This window comes from Mesorhizobium sp. CA12 (genome assembly GCF_020165255.1).
GTDB lineage: Bacteria > Pseudomonadota > Alphaproteobacteria > Rhizobiales > Rhizobiaceae > Mesorhizobium.
In genome coordinates this window covers 1-24,378 of the sequence record NZ_JAIUHT010000017.1, presented here as the reverse complement: position 1 = coordinate 24,378, position 24,378 = coordinate 1, and the positions used below count along the sequence as shown (strand labels likewise).

20 protein-coding genes and 1 tRNA gene are annotated in these 24,378 nt (G+C 63.4%); 10 read left to right on the top strand and 11 right to left on the bottom strand.

Annotation, left to right across the window (positions count from 1 at the left end):
- Positions 1-33: 33 nt before the first annotated feature.
- From LB520_RS23770 to LB520_RS23760, 3 genes are all read left to right on the top strand, one after another.
- Positions 34-504, top strand: a complete 471-nt coding sequence (locus tag LB520_RS23770; RefSeq protein ID WP_073989170.1) for an RDD family protein — start codon at positions 34-36, stop codon at positions 502-504.
- A gap of 147 nt (positions 505-651) precedes the next feature.
- Complete coding sequence (locus LB520_RS23765; RefSeq protein ID WP_224639589.1) at positions 652-1,416, top strand: arginyltransferase; 765 nt, start codon at positions 652-654, stop codon at positions 1,414-1,416.
- A 124-nt stretch (positions 1,417-1,540) separates the two neighbouring features.
- On the top strand, positions 1,541-2,437 hold the full coding sequence (locus tag LB520_RS23760) for a DMT family transporter (RefSeq protein WP_224639649.1): 897 nt from the start codon (positions 1,541-1,543) through the stop codon (positions 2,435-2,437).
- Here the strand turns inward: LB520_RS23760 and LB520_RS23755 are convergent.
- Positions 2,425-3,624 (bottom strand): AI-2E family transporter, encoded by a 1,200-nt coding sequence (locus LB520_RS23755; RefSeq protein WP_140842897.1) that lies wholly within the window; start codon positions 3,622-3,624, stop codon positions 2,425-2,427. The genes LB520_RS23760 and LB520_RS23755 overlap by 13 nt on opposite strands.
- 284 nt (positions 3,625-3,908) lie before the next feature.
- Positions 3,909-6,164, bottom strand: a complete 2,256-nt coding sequence (parC, locus tag LB520_RS23750) for a DNA topoisomerase IV subunit A (RefSeq protein WP_140842646.1) — start codon at positions 6,162-6,164, stop codon at positions 3,909-3,911.
- Positions 6,165-6,581: 417 nt separating this feature from the next.
- Between parC and LB520_RS23745 the strand changes: the two genes are divergently transcribed.
- The gene (locus tag LB520_RS23745; protein WP_140842644.1) at positions 6,582-7,772 is read left to right on the top strand and encodes a hypothetical protein; all 1,191 of its coding nucleotides are present in this window, start codon (positions 6,582-6,584) and stop codon (positions 7,770-7,772) included.
- Between the two features lie 97 nt (positions 7,773-7,869).
- Here LB520_RS23745 and aspS read toward each other — a convergent pair whose 3' ends face one another.
- Complete coding sequence (aspS, locus tag LB520_RS23740; protein WP_181174801.1) at positions 7,870-9,660, bottom strand: aspartate--tRNA ligase; 1,791 nt, start codon at positions 9,658-9,660, stop codon at positions 7,870-7,872.
- Positions 9,661-9,781: 121 nt separating this feature from the next.
- Positions 9,782-10,540 (bottom strand): DeoR/GlpR family DNA-binding transcription regulator, encoded by a 759-nt coding sequence (locus LB520_RS23735; protein WP_224639588.1) that lies wholly within the window; start codon positions 10,538-10,540, stop codon positions 9,782-9,784.
- Positions 10,541-10,651: 111 nt separating this feature from the next.
- On the opposite strand from LB520_RS23735, the gene LB520_RS23730 reads away from it, so the two are divergent.
- Together LB520_RS23730 and rnd are read left to right on the top strand one after the other, a co-directional pair.
- On the top strand, positions 10,652-11,860 hold the full coding sequence (locus LB520_RS23730; RefSeq protein WP_140842637.1) for an MFS transporter: 1,209 nt from the start codon (positions 10,652-10,654) through the stop codon (positions 11,858-11,860).
- A 129-nt stretch (positions 11,861-11,989) separates the two neighbouring features.
- The gene (rnd, locus tag LB520_RS23725) at positions 11,990-13,141 is read left to right on the top strand and encodes a ribonuclease D (protein ID WP_140842635.1); all 1,152 of its coding nucleotides are present in this window, start codon (positions 11,990-11,992) and stop codon (positions 13,139-13,141) included.
- Positions 13,142-13,345: 204 nt separating this feature from the next.
- On the opposite strand, the gene LB520_RS23720 is transcribed toward rnd, so the two are convergent.
- The 5 genes from LB520_RS23720 to LB520_RS23700 form a co-directional block, all read right to left on the bottom strand.
- The gene (locus tag LB520_RS23720; RefSeq protein WP_095767715.1) at positions 13,346-13,765 is read right to left on the bottom strand and encodes an MAPEG family protein; all 420 of its coding nucleotides are present in this window, start codon (positions 13,763-13,765) and stop codon (positions 13,346-13,348) included.
- 10 nt (positions 13,766-13,775) lie between these two features.
- Positions 13,776-14,321, bottom strand: a complete 546-nt coding sequence (locus tag LB520_RS23715; protein WP_224639587.1) for a hypothetical protein — start codon at positions 14,319-14,321, stop codon at positions 13,776-13,778.
- 46 nt (positions 14,322-14,367) lie between these two features.
- Positions 14,368-15,870 carry an IMP dehydrogenase gene (gene guaB, locus LB520_RS23710; RefSeq protein WP_095767716.1) on the bottom strand — a complete coding sequence of 501 codons (1,503 nt, stop codon included), beginning with the start codon at positions 15,868-15,870 and terminating at the stop codon, positions 14,368-14,370.
- A gap of 132 nt (positions 15,871-16,002) precedes the next feature.
- Entirely contained in the window at positions 16,003-16,452 is a 450-nt protein-coding gene (locus LB520_RS23705; protein ID WP_224530769.1) for a PIN domain-containing protein, read from the bottom strand.
- Complete coding sequence (locus tag LB520_RS23700) at positions 16,449-16,694, bottom strand: type II toxin-antitoxin system Phd/YefM family antitoxin (protein WP_095767718.1); 246 nt, start codon at positions 16,692-16,694, stop codon at positions 16,449-16,451. Before LB520_RS23700 ends, LB520_RS23705 begins: the two co-directional genes overlap by 4 nt.
- 210 nt (positions 16,695-16,904) lie before the next feature.
- Here LB520_RS23700 and LB520_RS23695 point away from each other — a divergent pair, with 210 nt between their 5' ends.
- Positions 16,905-18,326 (top strand): MFS transporter, encoded by a 1,422-nt coding sequence (locus LB520_RS23695; protein ID WP_224530771.1) that lies wholly within the window; start codon positions 16,905-16,907, stop codon positions 18,324-18,326.
- A 42-nt stretch (positions 18,327-18,368) separates the two neighbouring features.
- Here LB520_RS23695 and LB520_RS23690 read toward each other — a convergent pair whose 3' ends face one another.
- Both LB520_RS23690 and LB520_RS23685 read right to left on the bottom strand, forming a co-directional pair.
- Positions 18,369-19,064 carry an RlmE family RNA methyltransferase gene (locus tag LB520_RS23690; RefSeq protein ID WP_095767720.1) on the bottom strand — a complete coding sequence of 232 codons (696 nt, stop codon included), beginning with the start codon at positions 19,062-19,064 and terminating at the stop codon, positions 18,369-18,371.
- On the bottom strand, positions 19,064-20,413 hold the full coding sequence (locus LB520_RS23685) for a Ppx/GppA phosphatase family protein (protein WP_224639586.1): 1,350 nt from the start codon (positions 20,411-20,413) through the stop codon (positions 19,064-19,066). The genes LB520_RS23690 and LB520_RS23685 overlap by 1 nt, the downstream gene beginning before the upstream one ends.
- 264 nt (positions 20,414-20,677) lie before the next feature.
- Here LB520_RS23685 and LB520_RS23680 point away from each other — a divergent pair, with 264 nt between their 5' ends.
- The 3 genes from LB520_RS23680 to LB520_RS23670 form a co-directional block, all read left to right on the top strand.
- Positions 20,678-21,610, top strand: coding sequence for a YbhN family protein (locus tag LB520_RS23680; RefSeq protein WP_224639585.1), 933 nt, complete (start codon positions 20,678-20,680; stop codon positions 21,608-21,610).
- Between the two features lie 199 nt (positions 21,611-21,809).
- Positions 21,810-21,883 (top strand) — tRNA-Gln (locus tag LB520_RS23675).
- Positions 21,884-22,493: 610 nt separating this feature from the next.
- Positions 22,494-24,378, top strand: a 1,885-nt coding sequence (locus tag LB520_RS23670; RefSeq protein ID WP_224639584.1) for a hypothetical protein, incomplete at its 3' end; no start/stop codon positions are given.

Below are 24,378 nucleotides of genomic sequence, written 5' to 3'. Positions count from 1 at the left end.
TTCCCATGGGCGTGCTGCGATCGAGGAACGGATATGAACGCACGCGTATTGGACGGCGAGATCATCACGACGAGGTTTGAGGACACCCGCGCATATCGTGGGGTGCGGACAAGGCGCATTTTCGCCTTCCTGCTCGACTATTTCTTCGTCGCGCTGCTGACCATTCCCTTCGCCATCCTGGTCGCCATTCTCGGCCTGTTGACCTTTGGCCTCGGCTGGGCGCTGTTTTCCGTGCTGGTGCCGATGGTCGCCATCCTCTACATCTGGAACACGCTGGGCAGCCGCGACCAGGCGACGACCGGCATGAAGATCATGGGCATCCGCCTGGAGAAGCTCGACGGCAGCCGCATCGACGGCATGACGGCTGTGGTTCACTCGGTGCTGTTCTGGGCCGGCAACGTCATCCTGACGCCGCTGGTGCTCCTGGTCACGCTGTTCTCCGACCGCAAGCGCACGCTGCACGACCTGCTGCTCGGCACCGTCGTAACCCGCACCGATATCTGACGGATTCACGGCCGCACGCATCAAGCCGCCGCGTCGCCCGTGCTTAAATATGAACAGGCCAAGGCCATCGCGGCAGCATAATCCTGTTGAATTTTTCGGCGACCGGGCCAAAGGTAGGACGATTCGCAGGAGCGTTTCCAAGATTAGATGACGCAGCATCCGACCCAGTCGCCGCAGTTCTTCCTGACCGCGCCGTCGCCGTGCCCCTACCTGGAGGGACAGTTCGAGCGCAAGGTGTTCACGCACCTTGTCGGCGACAAGGCGCCGGAGATGAATGACCTCTTGACGCAAGGCGGCTTCCGGCGCTCGCAGAACATCGCCTACCGTCCGGCCTGCGAGTCGTGCCGCGCCTGTGTGTCGGTCCGCATCCTGGCACAGGAATTCAGTCCCAGCCGCAACATGCGCCGCGTCATCCAGCACAATGCCGACCTCGTCGGCGCCATGCATGACGCGCAGCCTTCGACCGAGCAATACTCGCTCTTCCGCGCCTATCTCGACGCCCGGCATCGCCGCGGCGGTATGTCGGACATGACCGTGCTCGACTATGCGATGATGGTGGAAGACACCCATGTCGACACCAAGATCATCGAATACCGGCGTCGCGGCCCCGACACGTTCATCACCGGCAAGGGCCATGGCGAGCTGATAGCCGTCGCGCTCACCGACAAGATGGCCGATGGCCTGTCGATGGTCTATTCCTATTTCAATCCCGACTTCGAGGATCGCTCGCTCGGCACCTTCATGATCCTCGATCACATCGCCCGCGCCAAGGCGATGGGACTGCCCCACGTCTATCTCGGCTACTGGGTCAACGGCTCGCGCAAGATGAATTATAAGATGCGCTTCATGCCGCAGGAGCATCTCGGCCCGAAAGGCTGGGAACGCTACGACCACGAAGCGGTCAGTCGCTGAACCTCCCCACGCTTCATCCTTAACTGTTTCAAGGAGGAGGACACCGGTCTTTCGGCCCTCAGGCTGGAACGAGCGCGGCGTGGCCGCTGTGCGCCTGCTCAAGATAGTTTGCGAGAATGCCCAAGTGTCCACCCACACCGACCACCAAAAAGGTCTCCTGATCACCGCCATAGGCGGCCTCACACTGACCGTCGACATACCGCTGATCCGGCTCGCCGACGGCACACCCTGGACGATCATGATGTTGCGCACCGCCACCACCTTGCTGGCCGGGCTGGTGGTGTGGGCCGTCTGGCGGTCGTTCGACCGGAACGCGCCCCGGCTCATCCCGGGCTGGTCGGGACTTGCCGTGGCCTTTTGCTACGGCATGACCGGAATATGCTTCGTCACGGCGGTCTATCACACCTCGACGGCCGACCTTGTCTTCATCCTGGCCTTCAACACCGTGTTCGCGGCGCTGCTGTCATGGCTCTTCCTCAAGGAAAGACCGCAGCCTGCAACCGTCATCGCCATGCTGGCGATGATTTTCGGCGTGCTAATCATCGTCGGCGGCTCCGTCGGCACCGGGCATCTGTTCGGCGATTTCATGGCGCTGTGCTCGACCTTCTTCGTCGCCCTCGCCATCACCATTTCGCGCGCCAGCGGCAAGGATATGGGCTTCACCGCGCTGGTCGGCGTCATCCTGCCGCTGGCGCTCGCCGTCTTCATGGTTTCAGGCGAAGGCGTTCACGTGAACGCGCCGTGGTGGATCATCTTCAACGGCGCCGTGATCATGCCGATCTCGTTCTTCTGCCTTGCCAACGGACCGAAATACATTTCAGGCCCGGAAGTGGCGATGTTCTATCTGCTGGAGACGGTGCTGGCGCCAGTCTGGGTCTGGCTGATCTTCGCCGAGGAGCCCACACGCAACAGCCTGATCGGCGGCTCGATCCTGATCGTGACGCTGGTCGCGCATTCGCTGTGGCAATTGCATGAGGGCCGCAAGCGCCGTGCCGCGCTTGCCGTGGTTCACCCGGCCTGAACTTTCCTCGGCTCGGCCGCAGCTTCGATCTGCGGCGGCGCGCCGGCCTCGTCGGCGACAGGCGGAAGCTCGTCCATGATCTCGACCTCGCGCAGCCATTCGCGCCAGATGGCGACGAGCAGCGCCATCAACACCGGGCCGATGAACAAGCCGAGGAAACCCATCGTCTTGACGCCGCCGATCAAGCCGAAAAAGGTCGGCAGGAAGGGGAGCTTGATCGGGCCGCCGACTAGCTTGGGCCGCAGCGTCTTGTCGACGATGAAGAGCTCGACCGCGCCCCAGATGAACAGGGCCGCGCCGGCGAAAAGCTTGCCGCTGGCGGCGAGATAGATCGACACCAGGGTGAAGGAGAGCGGCGCACCGCCGGGGATCAGCGCCATGATGCCGGTAAGCGCGCCGAGCGTCACCGGGGATGGCACGCCGGCCAGCCAATAGGCGATGCCGAGCACAAGGCCCTCGCCGATGGCGATGATGGTCATGCCCGTCACGGTCGAGGAAATGGTTGCCGGCACGACGCGCGAGATACGTTCCCAGCGCGTCGGCAGGATGCGTTCGCCGAGGCGATCGACCTGGGCCGCGAAAGACTCGCCGTCGCGATAGGCGAAGAACAGCGCGATCATCATGAACAGAAGCGTCAGAATCAGGCTGAAGGCGCTGCCACCGGCGGCCAAGGCGCCGCGATAGATGCTGCCGATGTTGGAGCCGCTGATCAGCTGGATCAACTCGCCGATGCCGCCGGGATGGCCGAGATAGGCCGTCCACTGCTCGTTCAGCCACTGGCCGACGACCGGTATGGCGGCGATCCAACCCGGTGTCGCCGCGCCGTGGCGATTGGTCTCGATCGCCCAGGTGACCCACTCGCGCAGCTCGTTGATGGCATAGGTGCCGGCAAGCGCGATCGGCACCACCAGGAAGGTGAGGATGAAAAGGATCGCCAAGGTCGCGCCGACCGTTCGGTTGCCGCCGACGCCAACGAGCAGCCGGCGGTACAGCGGCCAACTGGCAAAGGCGATGACGAGCGCCGCCAGCACCGGGAACAGGAAGCCGTGGAAGAAATAGACGCCGGCAGCGACGATCAGCACCAGGAGCCAGCGCGCCGCCGACAGCGGTGGGATGACGGCCGCCCTCAGCGGCGTCGACAGGCCGAACAGGCGCTGCCCCGGCTTCTGGATCTCGGCGCGCTTCAACCCGGCGTTGCTCCCTGCCTGATGGTTCGATGGATGCTTATGCACCATCATAGTGCAGCAATCGTGACGATAGTCCAAATAGTGCCTTTCCTTCTCCCCTTGTAGGAGAAGGTGGATCGGCGCGCAGCGCCGAGACGGATGAGGGGTGTTCCAGCAGGGTGAGGCGTTGGCGACCCCATATCGCGGCATCCAACGCTGCTCACGTCCGTGTAAAGCTGGAACGCCCCTCATCCGTCGCCTTCGGCGACACCTTCTCCCGCAAGGGGAGAAGGAAAGGTGCTGCTTCACCCAAATTTCCCCGTCCTGGGAAAACCCTTCGGCACCATGCGGCCGGCGGCGGCGCGGGCTCCGATCCACTCGGACAGCTCCTCGCGCGACTTGGTGAAGGTGCGATCGGCCGAATCCTGCCAGGAGAGCCCCGTCGCCAGGGTGAAGGTCTTCAGGTCCAGCACGCCGCCGTCCTTGTATTTCTGCAGGCGCACACCCTTGCCGCGCGCCATTTCCGGAATTTCGGCCAGGGGGAAGACCAGCATCTTGCGGTTCTCGCCGACAATAGCGAGATGGTCGCCCGAAACCGGGATGCAGCGCTTGGCCTCGTCCGGCGCCTTGACGTTCATCACCTGCTTGCCCTTGCGGGTGTTGGCAACGACCTCTTCCTCCGAAACGACGAAGCCATTGGCGTCGTATGAGACGAGCAGCAGCTTGCGCTTCGGATCATGGACGAAGGCAGTGACGATGTCCTGGTCGTTCTCCATGTCGACGATGATGCGGATCGGCTCGCCATGGCCGCGCCCGCCCGGCAGCCGATCGGCGCCGATGGTGTAGAACTTGCCGCCGGTGGTGAAGACCAGGATCTTGTCCGTGGTCTGGGCATGGAAGGCGAGCTTCAGGCTGTCGCCTTCCTTGAAGGTGAGCTGCGAATGGTCGGTCAGGTGGCCCTTCATGGCGCGCAGCCAGCCCTTTTCCGACACAACGACGGTGACCGGCTCGCGCTCGATCATCGCATGCGCAATGTCGGTCAAGTCGTGCTCGGGCGCATCGGCAAACTGGGTGCGACGCTTGCCGAGTTCGGTCTGCGGACCGAACGTGTCGCGGACCTTGCTGACTTCCCACTTGATCGTCGACCATTGCTTGGCGTCGGAAGCCAGCAGGGCCTCGATCTGCTTCTTCTCGGTGGTGAGGCCGTCAAATTCCTTGCGGATCTCGATCTCTTCGAGCTTGCGCAAGGCGCGCAGGCGCATGTTGAGGATGGCTTCGGCCTGGTTGTCGGTGAGCGACCAGCGGGCCATCATCACCTGCTTGGGCTCATCCTCCTCGCGGATGATCCTGATGACCTCGTCGATGTTGAGATAGGCGATCAGATAACCGGCGAGGATTTCCAGCCGCTTCTCGATCTCGCCGAGCCGGTATTTCGAACGACGGATCAAAACCTCGCGGCGGTGGTCGAGCCACTCCTTGAGCACGCCCTTCAACGACAGGACGTTCGGCACCTTACCGCGCGACAGCACGTTCATGTTGAGCGGGAAGCGGCTTTCGAGCTCGGTAAGCTTGAACAGCGATTCCATCAGGATGCTGGGATCGACGGTGCGGCTCTTCGGCACCAGGACGATGCGGATGTCCTCCGCACTCTCGTCGCGGATGTCTTCGAGCAGCGGCAGCTTGCGTGCCATCAAAAGCTCGGCGATCTTCTCGATCAGCCTGGCCTTCTGCACGCCGTAAGGGATCTCGGTGACGACGATGCTCCAGGTGCCCCTGCCCTGGTCCTCCTGGCTCCATTTGGAGCGCACCCGGAAACCGCCGCGGCCGGTCTCATAGGCTTCGAGGATCGAGGCGCGGCTGTCGACGATGATGCCGCCCGTCGGGAAATCCGGCCCCTGGACGAAATCCATCAGCTTCGCCACCGGCGCTTCGGGATGCTCGATCAGATGGAGCGCTGCGTCGCAAAGCTCGGCGGCGTTGTGCGGCGGGATCGAAGTCGCCATGCCGACGGCAATGCCCGACGAGCCGTTGGCGAGCAGGTTGGGGAAAGCGCCCGGCAAGACGGACGGCTCCTCGTCCTCTTCATTGTAAGTCGGCCGAAAATCGACCGCGTCCTCGGTGATGCCGGCAAGCAGCTCGCTTGCCACCTCGGTCATGCGCGCTTCGGTGTAGCGCATCGCCGCGGCGTTATCGCCGTCGATATTGCCGAAATTGCCCTGCCCGTCGACCAGCGGGTAGCGCATCGAGAAATCCTGCGCCAGCCGTACCAGCGCATCGTAGATCGACTGGTCGCCATGCGGATGGAACTTGCCCATCACGTCGCCGACGATGCGGGCGCATTTGGCGAAACCCTGATCGGGGTTGAGCCTGAGCAGCCGCATGGCATGCATGATGCGGCGATGGACCGGCTTCAGTCCGTCGCGCACATCCGGCAGCGCCCGATGCATGATGGTCGACAGCGCGTAAGCGAGATAGCGCCGCTCGAGCGCTTCCTTCAGATCGACCGGTTCGATTTTATCGCCGCCGCCATTGTCATCAGGCGGCAAAAGCCTTTTTCCCATGAATTTGGACTAGCCGAGCGGGTGATTCGCGGCAAGCGCCGCGTGAACGTCGGCGCATTCGCCGTGGCTATAGATGCGCAGCCGGCGGTGTGAAGAATTTCACGGAAGCGGCCCCGCGGCGGCTGCAACTTGCCGCCGATCTGAAACAGGCTTAGTCGGCAACACGAGGCCGGCCAACATCAATCCGTTACATGCGGCCGCTATCTGGCAATGCAACGCGCTGGCGGAGGAAAGCCGCGGTCTTCATGACAAATTCACCGCATCGGGCAATAGCTGCCGACCGGCGTTTGCTTTTCATCGCCGTTTTCGACAAATGGGCCCGGAAATGCCTTTTTCCCGTCCCGTTCGTCACGGAATGGTGATGGAGCAGATGTCAAAAATAATTTCACAATAGCCAATCAGGACAGGGAACTCGCCATGACAATCCAACGCTCAACACTCAAGAAACTGGCCTTTTCGACCTTTCTGCTGACGCTGCCGCTCAATTCGGCCTTCGCCGCCGATCCGGCGGTGGCCGAGCGCATCAAGGCGGCCCTTGCCGCCCAGGGCGTCGAGATTTCCTGGACAGGTGTCTCCGGCGACGATTCGAACGCCGTCCTGCAAGGTGTTTCCATCAAGCCGGCGGCCGAGAAGGAAGCGCTGCCGATCGGCGACGTGAAGCTGGAGGGGGTCAGCGAAGCCAATGGCGGCTATGAGATCGCAACCCTCTCGACCTCGCCTTTCGAGCACAGCAAGGATGGCGTGACGCTCAATCTCAGCCCGGTGGTCGTCCACGACATGAAGGTCCCGGCCGAAGGCGGCACCGATCCGCTCGGCTCGCTGATGATGTACAAGTCGGCGGAACTCTCCAACATGACGGTCAAGGTCGGCGACAAGACGGCGTTCGCGATGGACGGGCTTGCCGTCCAGATCACCCCGCCGGCCGACGGCAAGGCGATGGACTTTACCGCCAACACCGAAAAATTCACCGCCGACCTGTCGCTGGTCGACGATCCGAAGTCAAAGGAAGCGATCGACGCGCTCGGCTACCAGAACATCTCGGGCAACATCGCGATGGCCGGCACCTGGCAGCCGAGCGACGGCAAGATGGAGCTGTCGAAATATGACATCTCGGTCGAGAATGCCGGCACGCTCGGCATGACCTTCAATCTCGGCGGCTACACGCTCGACTTCATCAAGTCGATGCAGGAGATGCAGAAGAAGCTCGCCGCCCAGCCGGAAGGCGCCGACAATTCCGCGCAAGGCATGGCCATGCTCGGCCTGATGCAGCAGCTTTCTTTCAACGGCGCATCGGTGCGCTTCGAGGACGATTCGCTCACCGGCAAGGTGCTCGACTATGTCGGCAAGCAACAGGGCATGTCGGCCAAGGACGTCGCCAACCAGGCCAAGGCGATCGTGCCGTTCGGCATGGCGCAGCTCAACAATCCCGAGCTGACGGCGGAAGTCTCGGCGGCAGTCAATACCTTCCTCGACAATCCAAAGAGCCTGGAAATCTCGGCCGAGCCGCCGTCGTCGGTGCCGTTCGCGCTGATCATGGCCGGCGCCATGTCCAACCCGCTCGACCTGCCGAAGACGCTTGGCGTCAAGGTCAAGGCGAACCAAGACTGATCGGACAGTCAGCTGCAAAGAAAAGCCCGGCAGCGATGCCGGGCTTTTCTTGTTGAAGGCGATTCTTGTAGGAAAAAGAAGATCCTGGCTACGGCTTTTAGCCTTCCTTCTTCGCCGCAGCGACGCGCAGCGACAGCTCGCGCAGCTGCTGCGGAGTCGCTTCCGAAGGCGCGTTCATCAAAAGGTCGTAGGCCTGCTGATTCATCGGGAACATGGTGATCTCGCGCAGGTTCTTGGCCCCCACGAGCAGCATGACGATGCGGTCAACGCCGGCCGCCATGCCGCCATGCGGCGGCGCGCCATACTGGAAGGCACGATAAAGGCCGCCGAAGCGCTCCTCCACGGTTGCGCGGTCGAGACCGACCATCTCGAAAGCCTTGACCATGGTTTCCGGCAGATGGTTGCGGATGCCGCCCGACGCTATTTCGAAGCCGTTGCAGACCATGTCGTACTGGAACGCCTTGATGCTGAGGGGCTCCTGGCCGTTCAGCGCATCGATGCCGCCCTGCGGCATCGAGAACGGGTTGTGGGCGAAGTCGATCTTCTTCTCGTCCTCGTTCCATTCGAAGAACGGGAAATCGACGATCCAGCAGAGCTCGAAACGCTCGCGATCGACGAGGTTCAGCTCCTCGCCGGCGCGGGTGCGCGCGGCGCCTGCGAAGGTGACGAACTTCTTCGGGTCGCCGGCGACGAAGAAGGCGGCGTCGCCATCGGCAAGGCCGAGCTGCTGGCGGATCGCCTCGGTGCGCTCCTCGCCGATGTTCTTGGCGATCGGACCCGCGCCTTCGAGTTTTTCGCCTTCCTTGCGCCAGAAGATGTAGCCGAGGCCAGGCTGCCCCTCGCCCTGCGCCCAGGAATTCATGCGGTCGCAAAAGGCGCGGCTGCCGCCGGTCTTTGCCGGAATGGCCCACACCTCGGCTTTCGGATCGTTGGCAAGGATGTTGGCGAAGACCTTGAAGCCGGAGTCGCGGAAATGAACCGAGACCGCCTGCATCTCGATCGGGTTGCGCAGGTCAGGCTTATCGGTGCCGTAGGTGCGCATCGCCTCGTCATAGGGAATGCGGCGGAATTCCTGGGTCACCGGCTTGCCGGCGGCAAAGGTCTCGAAGACGCCGCGCAGCACCGGCTCCATGGTGGAGAGCACGTCGTCCTGCTCGACGAAGCTCATCTCGAGGTCGAGCTGATAGAATTCGCCAGGCAGGCGGTCGGCGCGCGGGTCCTCGTCGCGGAAGCAGGGCGCGATTTGGAAATAGCGGTCGAAGCCGGAGACCATGATCAGCTGCTTGTACTGCTGCGGCGCCTGCGGCAACGCGTAGAAGGTGCCGGGGTGGATGCGCGACGGCACCAGGAAATCGCGCGCCCCTTCGGGCGACGACGCGGTGAGGATCGGCGTCGAAAACTCGGTGAAGCCGATCTCCCCCATGCGCTTGCGCATCTCGGCGATGATTTTTGTCCGCGCGACGATGTTCTTGTGCAGTGTCTCGCGGCGCAGATCGAGGAAGCGGTATTTCAGGCGGATGTCTTCCGGGTAGTCCGGCTCGCCGAACACCGGCAGCGGCAGCTCCTTGGCGGCCGACAGGACTTCGATCTCGCGCGCGAAAATCTCGATTTCGCCGGTCGGCAGGTTCGGATTGACGGTTTCCGGCAGCCGCGCCTTGACCTCGCCGTCGACGCGGATCACCCATTCGCCGCGCAAGGTCTCGGCGGCCTTGAAGGCCGGCGAATCCGGATCGGCGACGATCTGGGTCAGGCCGTAGTGGTCGCGAAGATCGATGAAGAGCAGTCCGCCATGGTCGCGCACGCGATGCACCCAGCCCGACAGGCGGACGGAATTGCCGACGTCGTTCTTTCTCAACTGGGCACAGGTGTGGCTGCGGTAACGATGCATAGTCATGGGGTAAAGTCCGGAAATTGCGGGCGTCGGCCCGGCTCGAAAATTGGCGCGAAAAGCGCATGAGAGGCCGGCTTTGTCAAGGCAAGCGGTCACACAGGCGCGCCGCTGCGACTGTTCAGGCAAAGTGGACTTGCACACCCCGGCTTTGGAAATCGGCGAGCGTGGCAGCAGGCGCGGTCCTTTCCACCACGAGATGGCGGATCGCATCCGCTTCCGCCACGCGATAGGGTGCGGCGGTGGCGAGCTTGTCGTTGGTAACTGCAATGACGATGCCGGCGCTGTTTTTCGCCATGGCGCGTTTCACCTCGGCTTCGGCCGAATCGAAGGCGGTGACGCCGCGCGCGACGTCCAGGCCGCAGGAGCCCAGAAAGAACAGATCGGCGCCGAGTTGCGCCACGGCGGCCAGCGTATCTGTCCCGACGCAGGTGCCGAGATCGGGCACATAGCGGCCGCCGAGCACGATCAGCTCGACCAGGGGAAGGTCCGTCAGAGCCGAGGCGACGCCCAGCGAATTGGTGGCGACGGTCAGCTCCAGATCGCGCGGGATCGCCCGGGCAATCGCCTCGTTGGTCGTGCCGCCGTCGATGAACAGCGACTGCCCTGAACTAAGCAGTCCAACCGCCGCCCAGGCGAGCCGCGTTTTTTCCTCGACCGCATGACGGCTGCGCTGGCTGAGCGTCGCGGCTGCAAAGGGCCCCGATGGCACAGCGCCGCCATAAACGCGACGCAGCTGCCCGGCCTTTGCCAGTTCCCTCAGGTCGCGGCGCACAGTGTCCTCCGATACGCCGAAACGGCTGGCGAGCTCGCCGGCCAGCACCTTTCCATCCGCCGCAAGCCGGTCGCGAATGAGTTGGTGGCGTTCTTCGGTGAGCATGCGCGATCCTGTTTATTTGTGCACGTTGTTACATGTTTTTCCTGTTTATGCAAGAAAAGAGTCGCCGGCAGCCTGAGAGCCGCCGCCAAAATCTCCTTATCGGATTGCCTGATGACCCTTGGCCTGAAACTCGCCCCCCAGCACCGCGTCTATGCCGGCTTCGCGATCTATTCCTTTGCCATGGGCAATATCTTTCCGCGGCTGCCCGATATCAAGCGGGCCATGCAGATCGAGGACGGCACGCTCGGTCTCGCCCTGATCGGAACGCCGATCGGCACTCTGATCGCGCTGACGCTGGCGACGCCGATTCTGGAGCGCGTCGGCTTCCGCCGCGCGCTGCTGTGGCTGGTGCCGCTGCTTGGCTTCGCCTATGCCGTCGCGGTGCATGCGTCGGGCCCCGCCGCCCTGTTCCTGATGCTGCTCCCGGTCGGATTGATGATCGGCAGCATCGAGATCATCTTGAATGTCGAGGCGGACAGGACCGAGTTCCTGCTCAAGCGCCGGATCATGAACCGGGCGCATTCGTTCTGGAGCATCGGCTTCTTCGGCGCCGGCCTGTTCGGCGGCGCGCTGGCGCATCTCGGCCTGTCGCCGCAACTGCATCTGGCGCTGGTGGTGCCGACGGTGGCGGTTGCGATGGCGCTGTTCCTGGGCGGCTTCGAACCCGCGCCTGCCCGTTTCGCCGCGACCGGCGACAAGCCGCCGATATTCGCCCGTCCGACGCTGCCGATCCTGATCCTCGTGGCGGTGACACTGTCGGCAATGCTGATGGAAGGCGCCAGCATGGACTGGTCGGCGATTTATATGCGCACCGTGTTCGACTCAGGGCCGTTCGTCGCCGGGATCACGGTCGCACTGTTCGCCTTCTCGCAGGCGATGACACGCTTCTTCGCCGACAGCTTCGTCGATCGTTACTCGCCAAGCGGCGTGGCGCGCGTGCTGTTGGCGACGATGATGGCCGGCGTCTTCATCGTCTTCTTCTCGCCCCTGCCCTTCATCTCGATGCTGGGCTTTGCGCTTCTGGGCATCGGCAGCAGCGCCATCTTCCCGCTGGCGATCTCGGCTGCGGCGCAGCGCACCGACCGCGCCGCGGCGATCAACGTGGCGGCGCTGTCGCAGATCTCCTTCGTCGCCTTCCTGCTTGGCCCGCCGCTGCTCGGCTTCGTGTCGGACCACTGGGGCATCCGCTCGGCCTATGGCATCGGTATCCCCTTCATCCTGCTCAGCCTGGCCACAGCCGGCGTGCTTGGCCGACGGCCATCGGCCGAAGCCGCGGATACCGCAAGGCAAAGCGTGGAGGCGCAGGCCGGCGAGGCCTGAACCGCCCCGCCGGGCCAGCGCATATCGCCATCGCGCGAAACTAGCGGTGCGTGACGACGTCGCGGCGCTTGACGAATGCCCGCGCGGCTGAAATTGAAAGAGGCCTAATATTGTGCCAAAAGCGATTTGATGCAGGTCATCACCACACAAGAAGAACTCGAGAGCGTTGTCACCGCGTTCGAAAAGTCGGAATTCGTTACCGTCGATACCGAATTCATTCGCGAGACGACCTTCTGGCCGATCCTTTGCCTGATCCAGATGGCCGCGCCTGGGATTGAGGCGCTTATCGATCCGTTATCGCCCGGCATCGACCTGAAACCGTTTTTCCGGCTCATGGCCAACGAAGCGGTGCTGAAGGTTTTTCACGCGGCGCGCCAGGACATCGAAATCATCGTCCATCTCGGCGATCTGGTGCCGCATCCGGTGTTCGACACCCAGGTGGCGGCGATGGTCTGCGGCTTCGGCGACAGCGTTTCCTACGACCAGCTCGTGCAGAAGGTCACCGGAGCCCGGCTGGACAAGTCCTCGCGCTTCACCGACTGGCGGCACCGGCCGCTCTCCGACAAGCAGCTCGAATACGCGCTTGCCGACGTCACCCACCTGATCGAGGTCTACCAGCATCTCAGCGCCGAGCTGAAGCGCGAGAATCGCGGCCACTGGCTGAACGAGGAGATGGATGTCCTCACCTCGCGCGAGACCTACGATCCGCATCCCGAAGATGCCTGGAAAAGGCTGAAGATGCGGCTGCGCAAACCGCAGGAGCTGGCGATCGTGCAGGCGGTGGCGGCCTGGCGCGAGCGCGAGGCGCGCGAGCGCGACGTGCCGCGCGGCCGCGTGCTCAAGGACGACGCGATCTATGAGATCGCCCAGCAGGCGCCGCGCGATGCGGCCGCGCTCGGCAAGCTGCGCACCACGCCGAAAGGCTGGGAACGCTCCGCCACGGCAACCGCGCTGCTCGGCGCGGTCAACGCGGCGCTGGCGCTGCCCAAGGACGCGATGCCGAAACTGCCGAAAAGCGTGCAGCCGCCGGAGGGGTCGAGTGCGGCGGCGGAACTGCTCAAGGTGCTGCTCAGGATCGTCGCAGAGAAGGAAGGCGTGGCCACCAAGGTGCTTGCCTCCAGCGACGATATCGACCGCATCGCCGCCGAGGGCGACGAAGCCGACGTGGCGGCATTGCAGGGCTGGCGGCGCGCCGTTTTCGGCGAGCAGGCGCTGAGGCTGGTACGCGGCGAGATCGGCATCAAATTCGACAAGCGCCGGATCGCGTTGTTCGAGCTGTAGCGGCTTTCCCTTCTCCCCTTGTGGGAGAAGGTGGATCGGCGCGCAGCGCCGAGACGGATGAGGGGTGTTCCGGCGGAGTGAAACGCTGGCGATCTCCTATCGCGGCATCCAACGCTGGCTTAAGTCCCTGTCAAACTGGAACACCCTTCATCCGGCCGCTGCGCGGCCACCTTCTCCCACAGGGGGAGAAGGGAAAGGCAAGCCTCACACCACCTCGAGCAGGTGGAGCGCGAACCAGATCCAGGCGATGAGAAGTATGCCGGCGCCAAGGAAGAAGGCGCGGCTGCGGTGCAGCACATGGTTTCTGTCGAGATGCACCCAGGCGTGGACATAGCGCGTGACTATGAACAGCCACATCAACGCCAGCGTCAGATAGTTCACGCCGTTGGTGACGAACAGCGCCAGGCACAGCACGTGAAAGAGAACCGGCAGCTCGAACTGGTTGATCAGGTTGTTGGCGACGGTGACGCTCGAGGCCGGCTCGGTTGAGCGGACCTTGTACTGGCCGATCCTGGCTTCGCCGGACTTCACGGCGAGATAGCGCCGCTTGAACATCACCAGATAGACGACATAGACCAGAAGCACATGCGCCAGCATCGGCCAGAAGATGGCTGTCTGGCGCATCTGCTTGTCCTCAGCGTCGCCGCCCGGCCAGCGCGAAGACCGCGATGACGAAGACCGGGATCGCCAGCAGCGCGAATTTGCTGACGGTCAGCAAAGAGGCGAAGGCCAGCGAATCGGGATTGGCCAGCTGGAAATCGGAGAGCAGCCGCGCCATGGCAAAATTCTGGGTGTAGTCGGCGACCGCATAAGGAGCCACTAGCACCAGCGAGAACAAGGCCTGCAGCTGCGTCGGCAAGGCGCGGAAGGTGCTGAGTCGCCGCCCGAAGGCGAGGATAAGGCTGACCAGCGTCAGCGACAGCAGCGCCGGGAACAAAAGATCGAAGGTCAAATAGTGCCAGACGATGATGATCTCGCCGCCGCGCCGGCCGAGCGCGGTGAGCCACGCCATGCCTTCGTCGGGCGTGAAGCCGGCGATGCGCATATCGAGCGAGGCCAGGCCGCCGCTCAAGCGCTGGAAATAGAGAAACTCCAGCGCTGTCATGACCAGGAACAGCGCAATCGAGGCGATGGAGAGCGCCGCCGCGTGACGCGACAGCCGAAGCACCGCCACGCTCAAGTCACGCCACAGTCCCCGCCGGCGGTCAGGCCGATCGGTCTGCCGATCAAATTCCGCCCGGGTAATTGGGGCTTTCGCGGGTGATCGTGACGTCATGGGCATGGCTTTCACGAAGTCCGGCGTTGGATATGCGCACAAAAGTGGCGCGCTCGCGGAAATCTGCAAGATCACGTCCACCCACATAACCCATAGCGGCTTTCAGGCCGCCTGCAAGCTGGTGCAGCACGCCAGCCACAGGTCCTTTATAGGGAACCTGCCCTTCAATGCCCTCCGGAACCAGCTTCAGCGTGTCGCGAACTTCAGCCTGGAAGTAGCGGTCGGCCGAGCCGCGCGCCATGGCGCCGACCGAACCCATGCCCCGATACGCTTTGAAGGAGCGGCCCTGGTGGAGATAGACCTCGCCGGGGCTCTCGTCGGTGCCGGCAAGCAGCGAACCGATCATGGCCGCGCTTGCGCCGGCGGCGAGCGCCTTGGCGAGATCGCCTGAATATTTGATGCCGCCATCGGCGATGACGCTGACGCCGGCCCTGCTGGCCGTCTCGACCGCCGACATGATTGCCGACAGCTGCGGGACACCGACACCGGCGACGATTCTGGTGGTGCAGATCGAACCCGGGCCGATGCCGACCTTGACGGCGTCGGCGCCAGCGTCGATCAGCGCCTGCGTGCCCTCGGCGGTGGCGACATTGCCGGCCAGGATGCGCACGGAGTTCGACAGTTTCTTCGCCCGCGTCACCGCATCCAGCACGCGCTGCGAATGGCCATGCGCGGTGTCGATGACCAAAAGATCGACGCCGGCATCAATCAGGCGCTCGGCGCGCTCGAACCCGTCGTCGCCGACGCTGGTGGCGGCCGCCGCGCGCAGGCGCCCCTGCGCGTCCTTGGTGGCGTGCGGGTTGAGCTGCGACTTCTCGATGTCTTTGACGGTGATCAGGCCGACGCAATTGCCGTTCCTGTCGACCACTACCAGCTTCTCGATGCGATGCTTGTGAAGGAGACGCTTGGCTTCGTCCTGGTCGACATTCTCCTTGACCGTGATCAGGTTCTCACGCGTCATCAGCTCGTAGACCTTCTGCGACGGATCGGAGGCGAAGCGCACGTCGCGGTTGGTGAGGATGCCGACGAGGCGGCCGACCGTGTGGCCGCCGGTGCCGCCATTTTCGACCACCGGAATGCCGGAAATCGAATAGGTGCGCATCAGCGCCAGCGCATCGGCCAGCGTGGCGTCGGGGCCGATGGTGACTGGGTTCACCACCATGCCGGATTCGAATTTCTTCACCTGCCTGACCTGCTCGGCCTGTTCGGACGGCGAGAAATTGCGGTGGATGACGCCGATGCCGCCGGCCTGCGCCATAGCGATCGCCAGCCGCGCTTCGGTGACGGTGTCCATGGCTGCCGACAGGATCGGCACGTTGAGATCGATGTCGCCTGCAATTCGGGTGCGGATGTCGGTCTCGCCAGGCATGACTTCGGAATGGCCGGGCTGCAAGAGCACGTCGTCGAAAGTCAGCGCCAGCGCGCCGGTGGACGTTTCGATGATTTTTGCCATGGCCAGTCCTTTTGAATGCGGAAAAGGCGCCGGGCCGATTGGCCAGCGCCGACTCTCTTCTTCCCTTTCAGGATTGGCGCTGGCTGGTAACACGTCCTGTCGCGGTTGAAAAGCCGATCGTTGCGAGACGGCCTATTCGATGCCCAGAAGAGCATCGAGCAAAGCGTGGCGCGGCAACTCAAAAGGATTGACGACAGTTACGCCGCCCCACGTAAAACCGTCTTGAAGATCTTCTGACAAAAGGAGCCGGCAACCCGCTTGCGAAGCGGCGGAAAGAATGACGGCATCCCAGACGCCGAAACGATGGTCCGCAGCAAGATCGACAGCCGTCATCATCACTTCCGGCGTTGTTTCAATAACCGGGAAGGCGTCGCGCCAGCTAAGCAGTGTATCGCGAGCCTCCTGGGGCGACCTTCTAGCTTTGCGAAGCAGAACATTGAACAGCTCACCCAGCACCTGGACCGGAACAACCACAGCGCCTTGCGGAACGTTCCGTAGCAATTCGAGGGCGAGGTCGCGCTTCTCAGGATCATTGACGCCCTCCGCGTAGGCAAGGACGTTGGTATCCAGCGCGATCTTCACGGGTTATCCTCATAAAGATCCTCGCGAGTCCAGCGTCCTGCATTGACGATCGGCTGCCTTTCGAGTCGCGACAGCAGAGCTGCGCGCGACCGGGAGGCCACGCCCTCGTGCTTGTCCGCAGGCACGATCCGCGCCACTGGCCGCCCATGGCTGGTCACGACGTAGCTCTGCCCCTCGCGTACTTCACGCAGGATATGAGAGAATCTGCGATTGGCGTCGGCTGCAGAAACAGTTTCGTCCATGGTTGCACCTATAATGTAGTTATTATTACTACATAGCGGCCGGCCTTGCATTTGACAAGTCCGCGTACCGTGACGCCAACCAGGACTGCGCTCCCGCAAAAGTGACAGCAATTTAATGCGACATCCGGGGCGAGGCGTGATAACCGCCCGGTCGCACCGGTTCGCCCCAAGCCGGGCCTAGATTCGCGAAGACAGATCAGGGCGTTTCCCTTGAACCGCATCATCCCGCTCATACTGGCGGTCGCATTGTTCATGGAGAACATGGATTCGACCGTGATCGCGACGTCGCTGCCGGCGATCGCTGTCGACATCCACACGAGCCCGATCGCGCTGAAGCTGGCGCTGACGGCTTATCTGGTGTCGTTGGCGATCTTCATTCCGATCAGCGGCTGGATGGCCGACCGGTTCGGCGCCAAGAACGTCTTTCGCGCTGCGATCGGTGTCTTCATCGCCGGCTCGGTTGCCTGCGCGTTTTCCAATTCACTGCCGGCTTTCGTTGTGTCGCGCTTCCTGCAAGGCATGGGCGGGGCGATGATGACGCCGGTCGGCCGCCTGGTGCTGGTGCGCGCCACGCCCAAGAGCGAGCTGGTCGCGGCGATGTCCTGGCTGACCGTGCCGGCGCTGGTCGGCCCGCTCGTCGGCCCGCCGATCGGCGGCTTCATCACCACATACTTCACCTGGCACTGGATTTTTCTGATCAACGTGCCAATCGGCTTTATCGGCATGTGGCTCGCCACCCGCTATCTGCCCAGGACGGAGCCCGCCGAGACGCCGCCGCTCGATTTCCCGGGCTTCGTGCTCTCCGGCCTTGCCGCTTCCGGCATCGTCTTCGGCCTTTCCGTCGTCAGCCTGCCGGCGCTGCCGCCGATGGCCGGCTTCATCACCATTGTAGTCGGCGTGGTCTCGGGCGCGCTCTATCTCCTTCATGCGCGGCACGCCAGGAATCCGCTGCTGGCGCTGGAGCTGTTCCGCAACCAGGTTTTCCGGTCCTCGGTGCTCGGCGGCTCGCTGTTTCGCATCGGCATCGGCGCGGTTCCGTTCCTTTTGCCGCTGATGTTCCAGATCGGCTTCGGGTTGACGCCCTTCCAGTCCGGCATGATCACCTTCGTCTCGGCGATCGGCGCCATCGGCATGAAGTTCGTGACCGCGCTGATCTTCAGGCTCGCCGGCTTCCGCCGCGTGCTGATCTGGGGCTCGCTTGTGGCGGCCGCATCGATCGCCATCTACGGCCTGTTCACGCCACAGACGCCTTACGCCCTGATGCTGGCGATCCTTTTGGTCGGCGGCTTCATCCGCTCGATGTTCTTCACCGGCGTCAATGCGCTTTCCTATGCCGAGATCACGCCCGCCGACACCAGCAAGGCGACACCGATCACGGCGGTTTTCCAGCAATTGTCGATCGCGCTCGGCGTGGCGCTGGCCGGCGGCGTCCTCGAAGTGTCGACCTCGATCCATGGCGGACCGCTGACCCTGCGGGATTTCCACATCGCCTTCTTCATCGTGGCAGCCGTCTCGGCGGCGGCATCGATCACCTTCATGCGGCTTGCGCCGGAGGCCGGCAACGCGGTCTCGGGCCACGGCCGGCTGACCAAGCCGAAGACGCTGGAAACGGTGGGGACCGCGGGGAAGTGAGCGCCGCTTCTCCTTCTCCCCTTGTGGGAGAAGGAGAAGGCGCTAGCCTTTGAACTCCTTCGCCAGCAAATACAGCTCCACCGATTCATCGCGCGAGGCCGGCGGTTTCACATGATGGACGGATCGGAAATTCTGCTTCAGCAATGACAAAAGCTCGTTCTCGGCGCCGCCCTGAAAAGTCTTGGCGAGGAAATGTCCGCCGGGCTCCAGGACGTGCAACGCGAAATCGGCCGCGACTTCGCACAGATGCATGGTGCGCAGATGGTCGGTGCGGCGATGCCCGGTCGTGGGTGCCGCCATATCGGACAGCACCACATCCGGCCGGCCGCCGAGCGCCTCGGCAAGTTTTTGCGGCGCGTCGGGATCGAGGAAATCCATCTGCAGGATGACGGCGCCCGGAACCGCGGCCATCTCGAGATAGTCGATGCCGACGACATGTGGGTTTTCCGCCGTCGACTTCGTCCGCGCGGCCGCTACCTGGCACCAGCCGCCGGGCGCAGCGCCGAGGTCGATGACCTTCATGCCGGGCTTCAGCAGATGATGCTTGTCGTCGATCTCGATCAGCTTGTAGGCGGCGCGCGAGCGGTAGCCGTCGGCCTTGGAGCGCTGCACATAGGGATCGTTCATGTGGCGCTCGAGCCAGCGGCGCGAGGATTCCTTCAAGCCGCTCTTCTTCTTGATCCTGGTCTTGAGGACGCGAATGCCGGCGGAACCCGGCTTATCCGGTTTTCTAGCCATCAACGGCCTCGCCCGCCATCGCGCCAGACACCGTCATCAGCCATCAATTCGCTCAGGATCCCCTCGCGCAGGCCGCGGTCGGCGACGCGCAAGCGCTCGGACGGCCAGACACCGCGGATCGCTTCCAGGATGGCGCAGCCGGCGAGCACGAGGTCGGCGCGGTCGGCGCCGATGCAGGGATTGGCGCAGCGCTGCTGAAAATCCCAGCCGATCAGCCGCTCGATCATACGGTCGACGCTGTCGCGGTCCATCCACAGTCCGTCGACGCGGCGGCGGTCGTAGCGCTCGAGGTCGAGATGCACGCCGGCGAGCGTCGTCACCGTGCCGGAGGTGCCGAGCAGGTGGAAGTTGGGACTTGCCAGTACATGTGCCAGCCGGTCGCGGCCGTCGAAGACCTTCAGCCGCGCAGCCACATCGTCGACCATGGCGGCAAAGGTCTCGCGCGTGACTGTGCGGCCGCCGAAGCGCTCGGCGAGCGACACCACGCCGACGGGCAGCGAGGTCCAGGAGACAATGTGGTTGGCGAGCCGCGGAGAGCGCCGTCCGGTCAGGTCGATCAGCGCGATTTCCGACGAGCCGCCGCCGATGTCGAACAGCACCACGCCTTGCGTGTCGCGCTCGACGAGCGAGCCGCAACCGGAAACGGCAAGGCGGGCCTCGGTCTGGCGGTCGATGATCTCGAGCTTCAGTCCGGCCTCGCGCTCGACCCGATCCAGGAACTCGACGCCGTTTGCAGCCGAACGGCAGGCTTCGGTGGCGATCAGCCTGGCTTTCCTGATCTTGCGGTTGCGCAGCTTCTCGCCGCAGATCTTGAGCGCCTCGACCGCGCGGTCCATCGCGGCCTGGCTTAGCCGGCCGCTGGCGGTCAGGCCCTCGCCCAGCCTGACGATGCGCGAGAAAGCGTCGATGACGCGGAATTGACCGTGGCGGCCGGGCACAGCGACCAGCAGCCGGCAATTGTTGGTGCCGAGGTCGAGCGCGGCGAAGACAGGCAATTCCTGCTGCGGCGGACGCTGCGGGACCACCAGCCTTTGCTCAACCGGCGAAGGCCCGATCGGAGGCTGCCTTGCCGCCGTGACGGCAGGCGCGGCATGCGGCACGGCGACGTTCTCGTCGCGCGCGAACACCTTGCGGCCGCGCTTGCGCTTGCGTCGCTTGCGCGTCTTGCCTTTCGGTTGATCGCCATGCTGGTCGGCCTGGCTTAGGCCAATCTGTCGCTGGCCGGCATGTCTTTGGTGCGCACCCGCGTGGCGGCTGAATCGCGCCGTGTGCGGGCCCGCCGATTGCGTCGGCGATGCCCCGGACATGCCCACTGCCGACGCGCCCGCGCCGGTATCGTGGTCTTCCACTTTAGTTCCTTCCGGCGCCGCGCGAACCGGTAGCGGACGCAGCAGGCACCTCGATTTGTTTCAAGTTGGCAACAGAGTAGCAGCGCAGTTCACAATCACCAAGAGCGCGAGGTCGAATTTCGCTAACGTCGCATTTTGCCAGATCACGTTGGGGCAATGTCTTGCCGGTTGAATAGCCGGCTTCAATCAGGCATGTCTGAAATGAAGGTTCGAAGGGTTGGGCAACATCAAAATCAATGAGTTGCAACGCATGATGACGACGCCATGAATTGGAGGCGCTATTTCTGGCCGGTCATAGGCATCGCGGCCGTGGCGTTCTCGCTGTGGCTGCTCATCCACGAACTGCGCGGCGTTTCGCTCGACGACGTCTGGGCCGGCATTGCCGCCATCCCGCCGCGCGGCTGGGTGCTCGCGGCCCTGAGCGCGGTCGTCGCCTATGCCTCGCTCGCCGGCTACGACCACATCGCGCTGCTGCATATCGGCAAGAAAGTATCGTGGCTGTTCGTCACGCTGTGCTCCTTCACCACTTACGCGGTGTCGCACAATATCGGCGGCTCGGTGTTTTCCGGCGCGGTCATCCGTTACCGCGCCTACGGCACGCGAGGTCTGACCGGCCAGGAGGTCGGCGTGCTGGTGGCGATCTGCTGGTTCACCTTCATCCTGTCCAGCGTTTTCCTCGGCGGCCTCGTGCTGTTGCTGGAACCCCAGATCATCGACCGTTTCACGGGCGCGCCGCATCACGGCGCCGCATTCGCCGCAGGGCTCGCCATGCTCATCCTTGCCGGCGCCTACGCCTTCGGCAGTTGGCTGCGGCTGAGACCGCTGAAGATAGGCACCTTCCAGCTGCACTATCCGGCGCTGCCGATCGTGGCGCGGCAATTGCTGATTGGGCCGGTCGAACTGCTCGGGGCCGCCGCGATCATCTATTTTGCCCTGCCCGAGATCGGCAATCCCGGCTATTTCGTGGTGCTCGGGGTGTTCATGGTGTCGTTCTCGATCGGGCTTCTGTCGCACGCGCCTGGCGCCCTCGGCGTGTTCGAATTCGTCTTCCTCACCGGGCTTTCGGACATGGATCCGGTCGGCGTGCTCGCCGCGCTTCTGGTGTTCCGCCTGTTCTATCTCATTATTCCGCTGCTGATCGGCCTTGGCGTGGTGCTCTATTTCGAGCATTCCCAATACAGCAAAGGCGAGAGCTGAGCCTTCGGCGCCTGGCGGCAGAGCCAATGCATGTCGCCCAAAGTGCGGAACGGCTTTGGGAGAACGACATGCATCGGACAAAGGCTCAAAAAGCCTGCGTTGATCTCAGCTGCGGGCTTGACTATTTTCCGATGGCGGCTACAAGGCAGCGCTCGCGGCACATGAGCCGCCCGCATCGCGCGATACCAGACGCGCCTGCTGGGGAATAGGTTAACGGTAGACCCACGGACTCTGACTCCGTTAGTCCTGGTTCGAATCCAGGTTCCCCAGCCAAACTGGATGTCCTGTGGACGACTTGGTTCCACAAGCTTCTTTCGCCGTCCCCATGTACGATTCTCCGCCGCGATTTCACGCAGGAGACGCGTCTGTTCGACCAATGCGCAGATTCGATCATAGAAGGCGTTGTCGACGCGCCGAGTTTGAACGGAGACTCAGACCCGCGCGAAGAGCGGGCATCAGCATGGCCGTTCTGCATGGCCGGAAGTCCTGCCAAGGTGGTTGACCGTGGGGGTCTGTGACCTAGCTTAGCTTCAGAATGGACCGTCCGGACTCCCCAAAAATGCGGATTGGAACGCACCGTGAGAGAACTTTTGGGATATTGACGATGGAGAGGTGCGAGTCGGCTTTTCGGGACATTGGCGGCGGGCGACAACCGGCGGCCACTGTATCTTCGAGCTTCGGTTCGAGCGCACATCTTCTGCGCCGGCATCTTCTGCTGGCGCACGACCGGGCTCCGCAACACAACAAATACACTCGCACGGCACTGCAGGGCCCGAAGCAGTGACAGCTTTGAGAGCAGCAGCAGCTTTAGCCAGCATCGGGGAGAAGACCCAAACACCGCTTCGCGAACTTGAGTTGCACCCAAGACCCCATGGGTATGACGATGCCAAATCATCTTGCCGAAATTTACACAAATAACACAGATCTCGCCATCCTGGCCGGGATTGCGATACTCGTACTGGCGGGCGTCTTTCTTGTGCTCCGGCATGCCCTTGTCGCAGTGCTGCGGAGTCGCCCGAAACCAAATGCCTACCTGAGAGAATGCAAGCCTGTTCCTCTCGAGGAGGTTCCTTGGGTCTGGGAACGCCCGATCGACCTTGCAACCGGACCTGGTTCTTCTCACGCTGTCATGTCCTCGGATGCGGATGCCCAGCCTCAGGATGCAAACTACCGTCAGTTTGGGGTGCGAATCGAGCATTTCGAGATGATCTCCGAAGCTTATGAGAGTTCGCCAGGCGACCTGCCCAATCCCTTCGCTTCCCCGACAAACAGCGCTACGGACTCACCTCCCCGTGTTCGCTGGCCTATCGGTCTTGTATCAGGCCTGGGCATCGCCACGATCTGCCTGGCCGTGTCGCTTGGCTATACGATGACGAGACAGAATTGGGTCGAAAGCGCCCCCGCCATTTCGCAGGCCCAGAATCCCTCCCAGCCCGATCTTTCGCGATCCTTCGCGGTTCCGGCGAGTGCTGCATTGGATATGGAGGGACCAGCCCAGGGCGACGGGCGTACGAATGCCGCATCGCCTGGCCCGGATCTCGCGGCTGCCAAGGCTGAAGTCGAGGCTGCTCGTGCTCAGGCATCCGCCGCGAGGAATCTGGCCGGCCAGGAGCACCGAGCTGTGGAAGAAGAGCGCGCCAGAAGCGCCTCTCTGCAGAGTGCGCTCTTGGAATCGCGCAAGCAGGTCGATGCGCTGAGGACAAGCATGGCAGCAGCCGACGACGCATACGGGGAGCGTTTGCGCAACGAACTCACGGCAGCCCGCACGTATGACGCATTGCAGCGCATTGCGGGAGATGCTCGCAGGCTGCTGGGCGAGAGCATCAACTATGTCGTTACGCAGATGCCGGCTGATCATCTGGAGCGTCAGCGAACTGAATTGATGGCCCGCGACCTATCCCAAGCGCGGGCGCAAATTTCACAGCTTCAGGCCACGGCCGCCGAGGACCGCGCCAGTGCCAAGGCCTCGCTTGCGCAAGTGAACGCATTGCTTGACGACGAGCGCCGGAAGTCGAAGGACCTTCGTGGCGACCTCGCCGCAATGGAACTGTCCAAGGCCGCGATCGCGGATAAGGCTGAGCGGGAACGAACCGGTGCAGCCACAGCGAGAGGACGGGTGGAGCAGACCGCAACCGAGACTGCCCAGACCCTCGCCCGAGAACGCGCTTCCGCAGCATCGACCCGTGAGGATCTCGATAAAGCCCGCCTGGAGCGCGAGGCGGCTGAACAGGAGCGAGCCAAGGCTGTCTCAGCAAAAGAGCGTGCCGAGCAGACCGCAGCCGAGACGGCGCAGGCTCTGACACGAGAACGCGCTTCCGCAGCATCGATCCATGAGGACCTCGATAAAGCCCGCCTCGAGCGCGACGCGGCTGAACAGGAACGAGCCAAGGCTGTCTCAGCAAAAGAGCGTGCCGAGCAGATCGCAGCCGCGACGGCGCAGGCTCTGACACGAGCACGCGCTTCCGCAGCATCGACCCGTGAGGACCTCGATAAAGCCCGCCACGAGCGTGACGCGGCTGAACAGGAACGAGCCAAGGAAGTCAAAGCAAAAGAGCGTGCCGAGCAGACCGCAGCCGAGACGGCGCAGGCTCTGACAAGAGCACGCGCTTCCGCAACATCGACCCGTGAGGACCTCGATAAAGCCCGCCTCGAGCGCGACGCGGCTGAACAGGAACGAGCCAAGGCTGTCAAAGCAAAAGAGCGTGCCGAGCAGACCGCAGCCGAGACGGCGCAGGCTCTGACACGAGAACGCGCTTCCGCAGCATCGA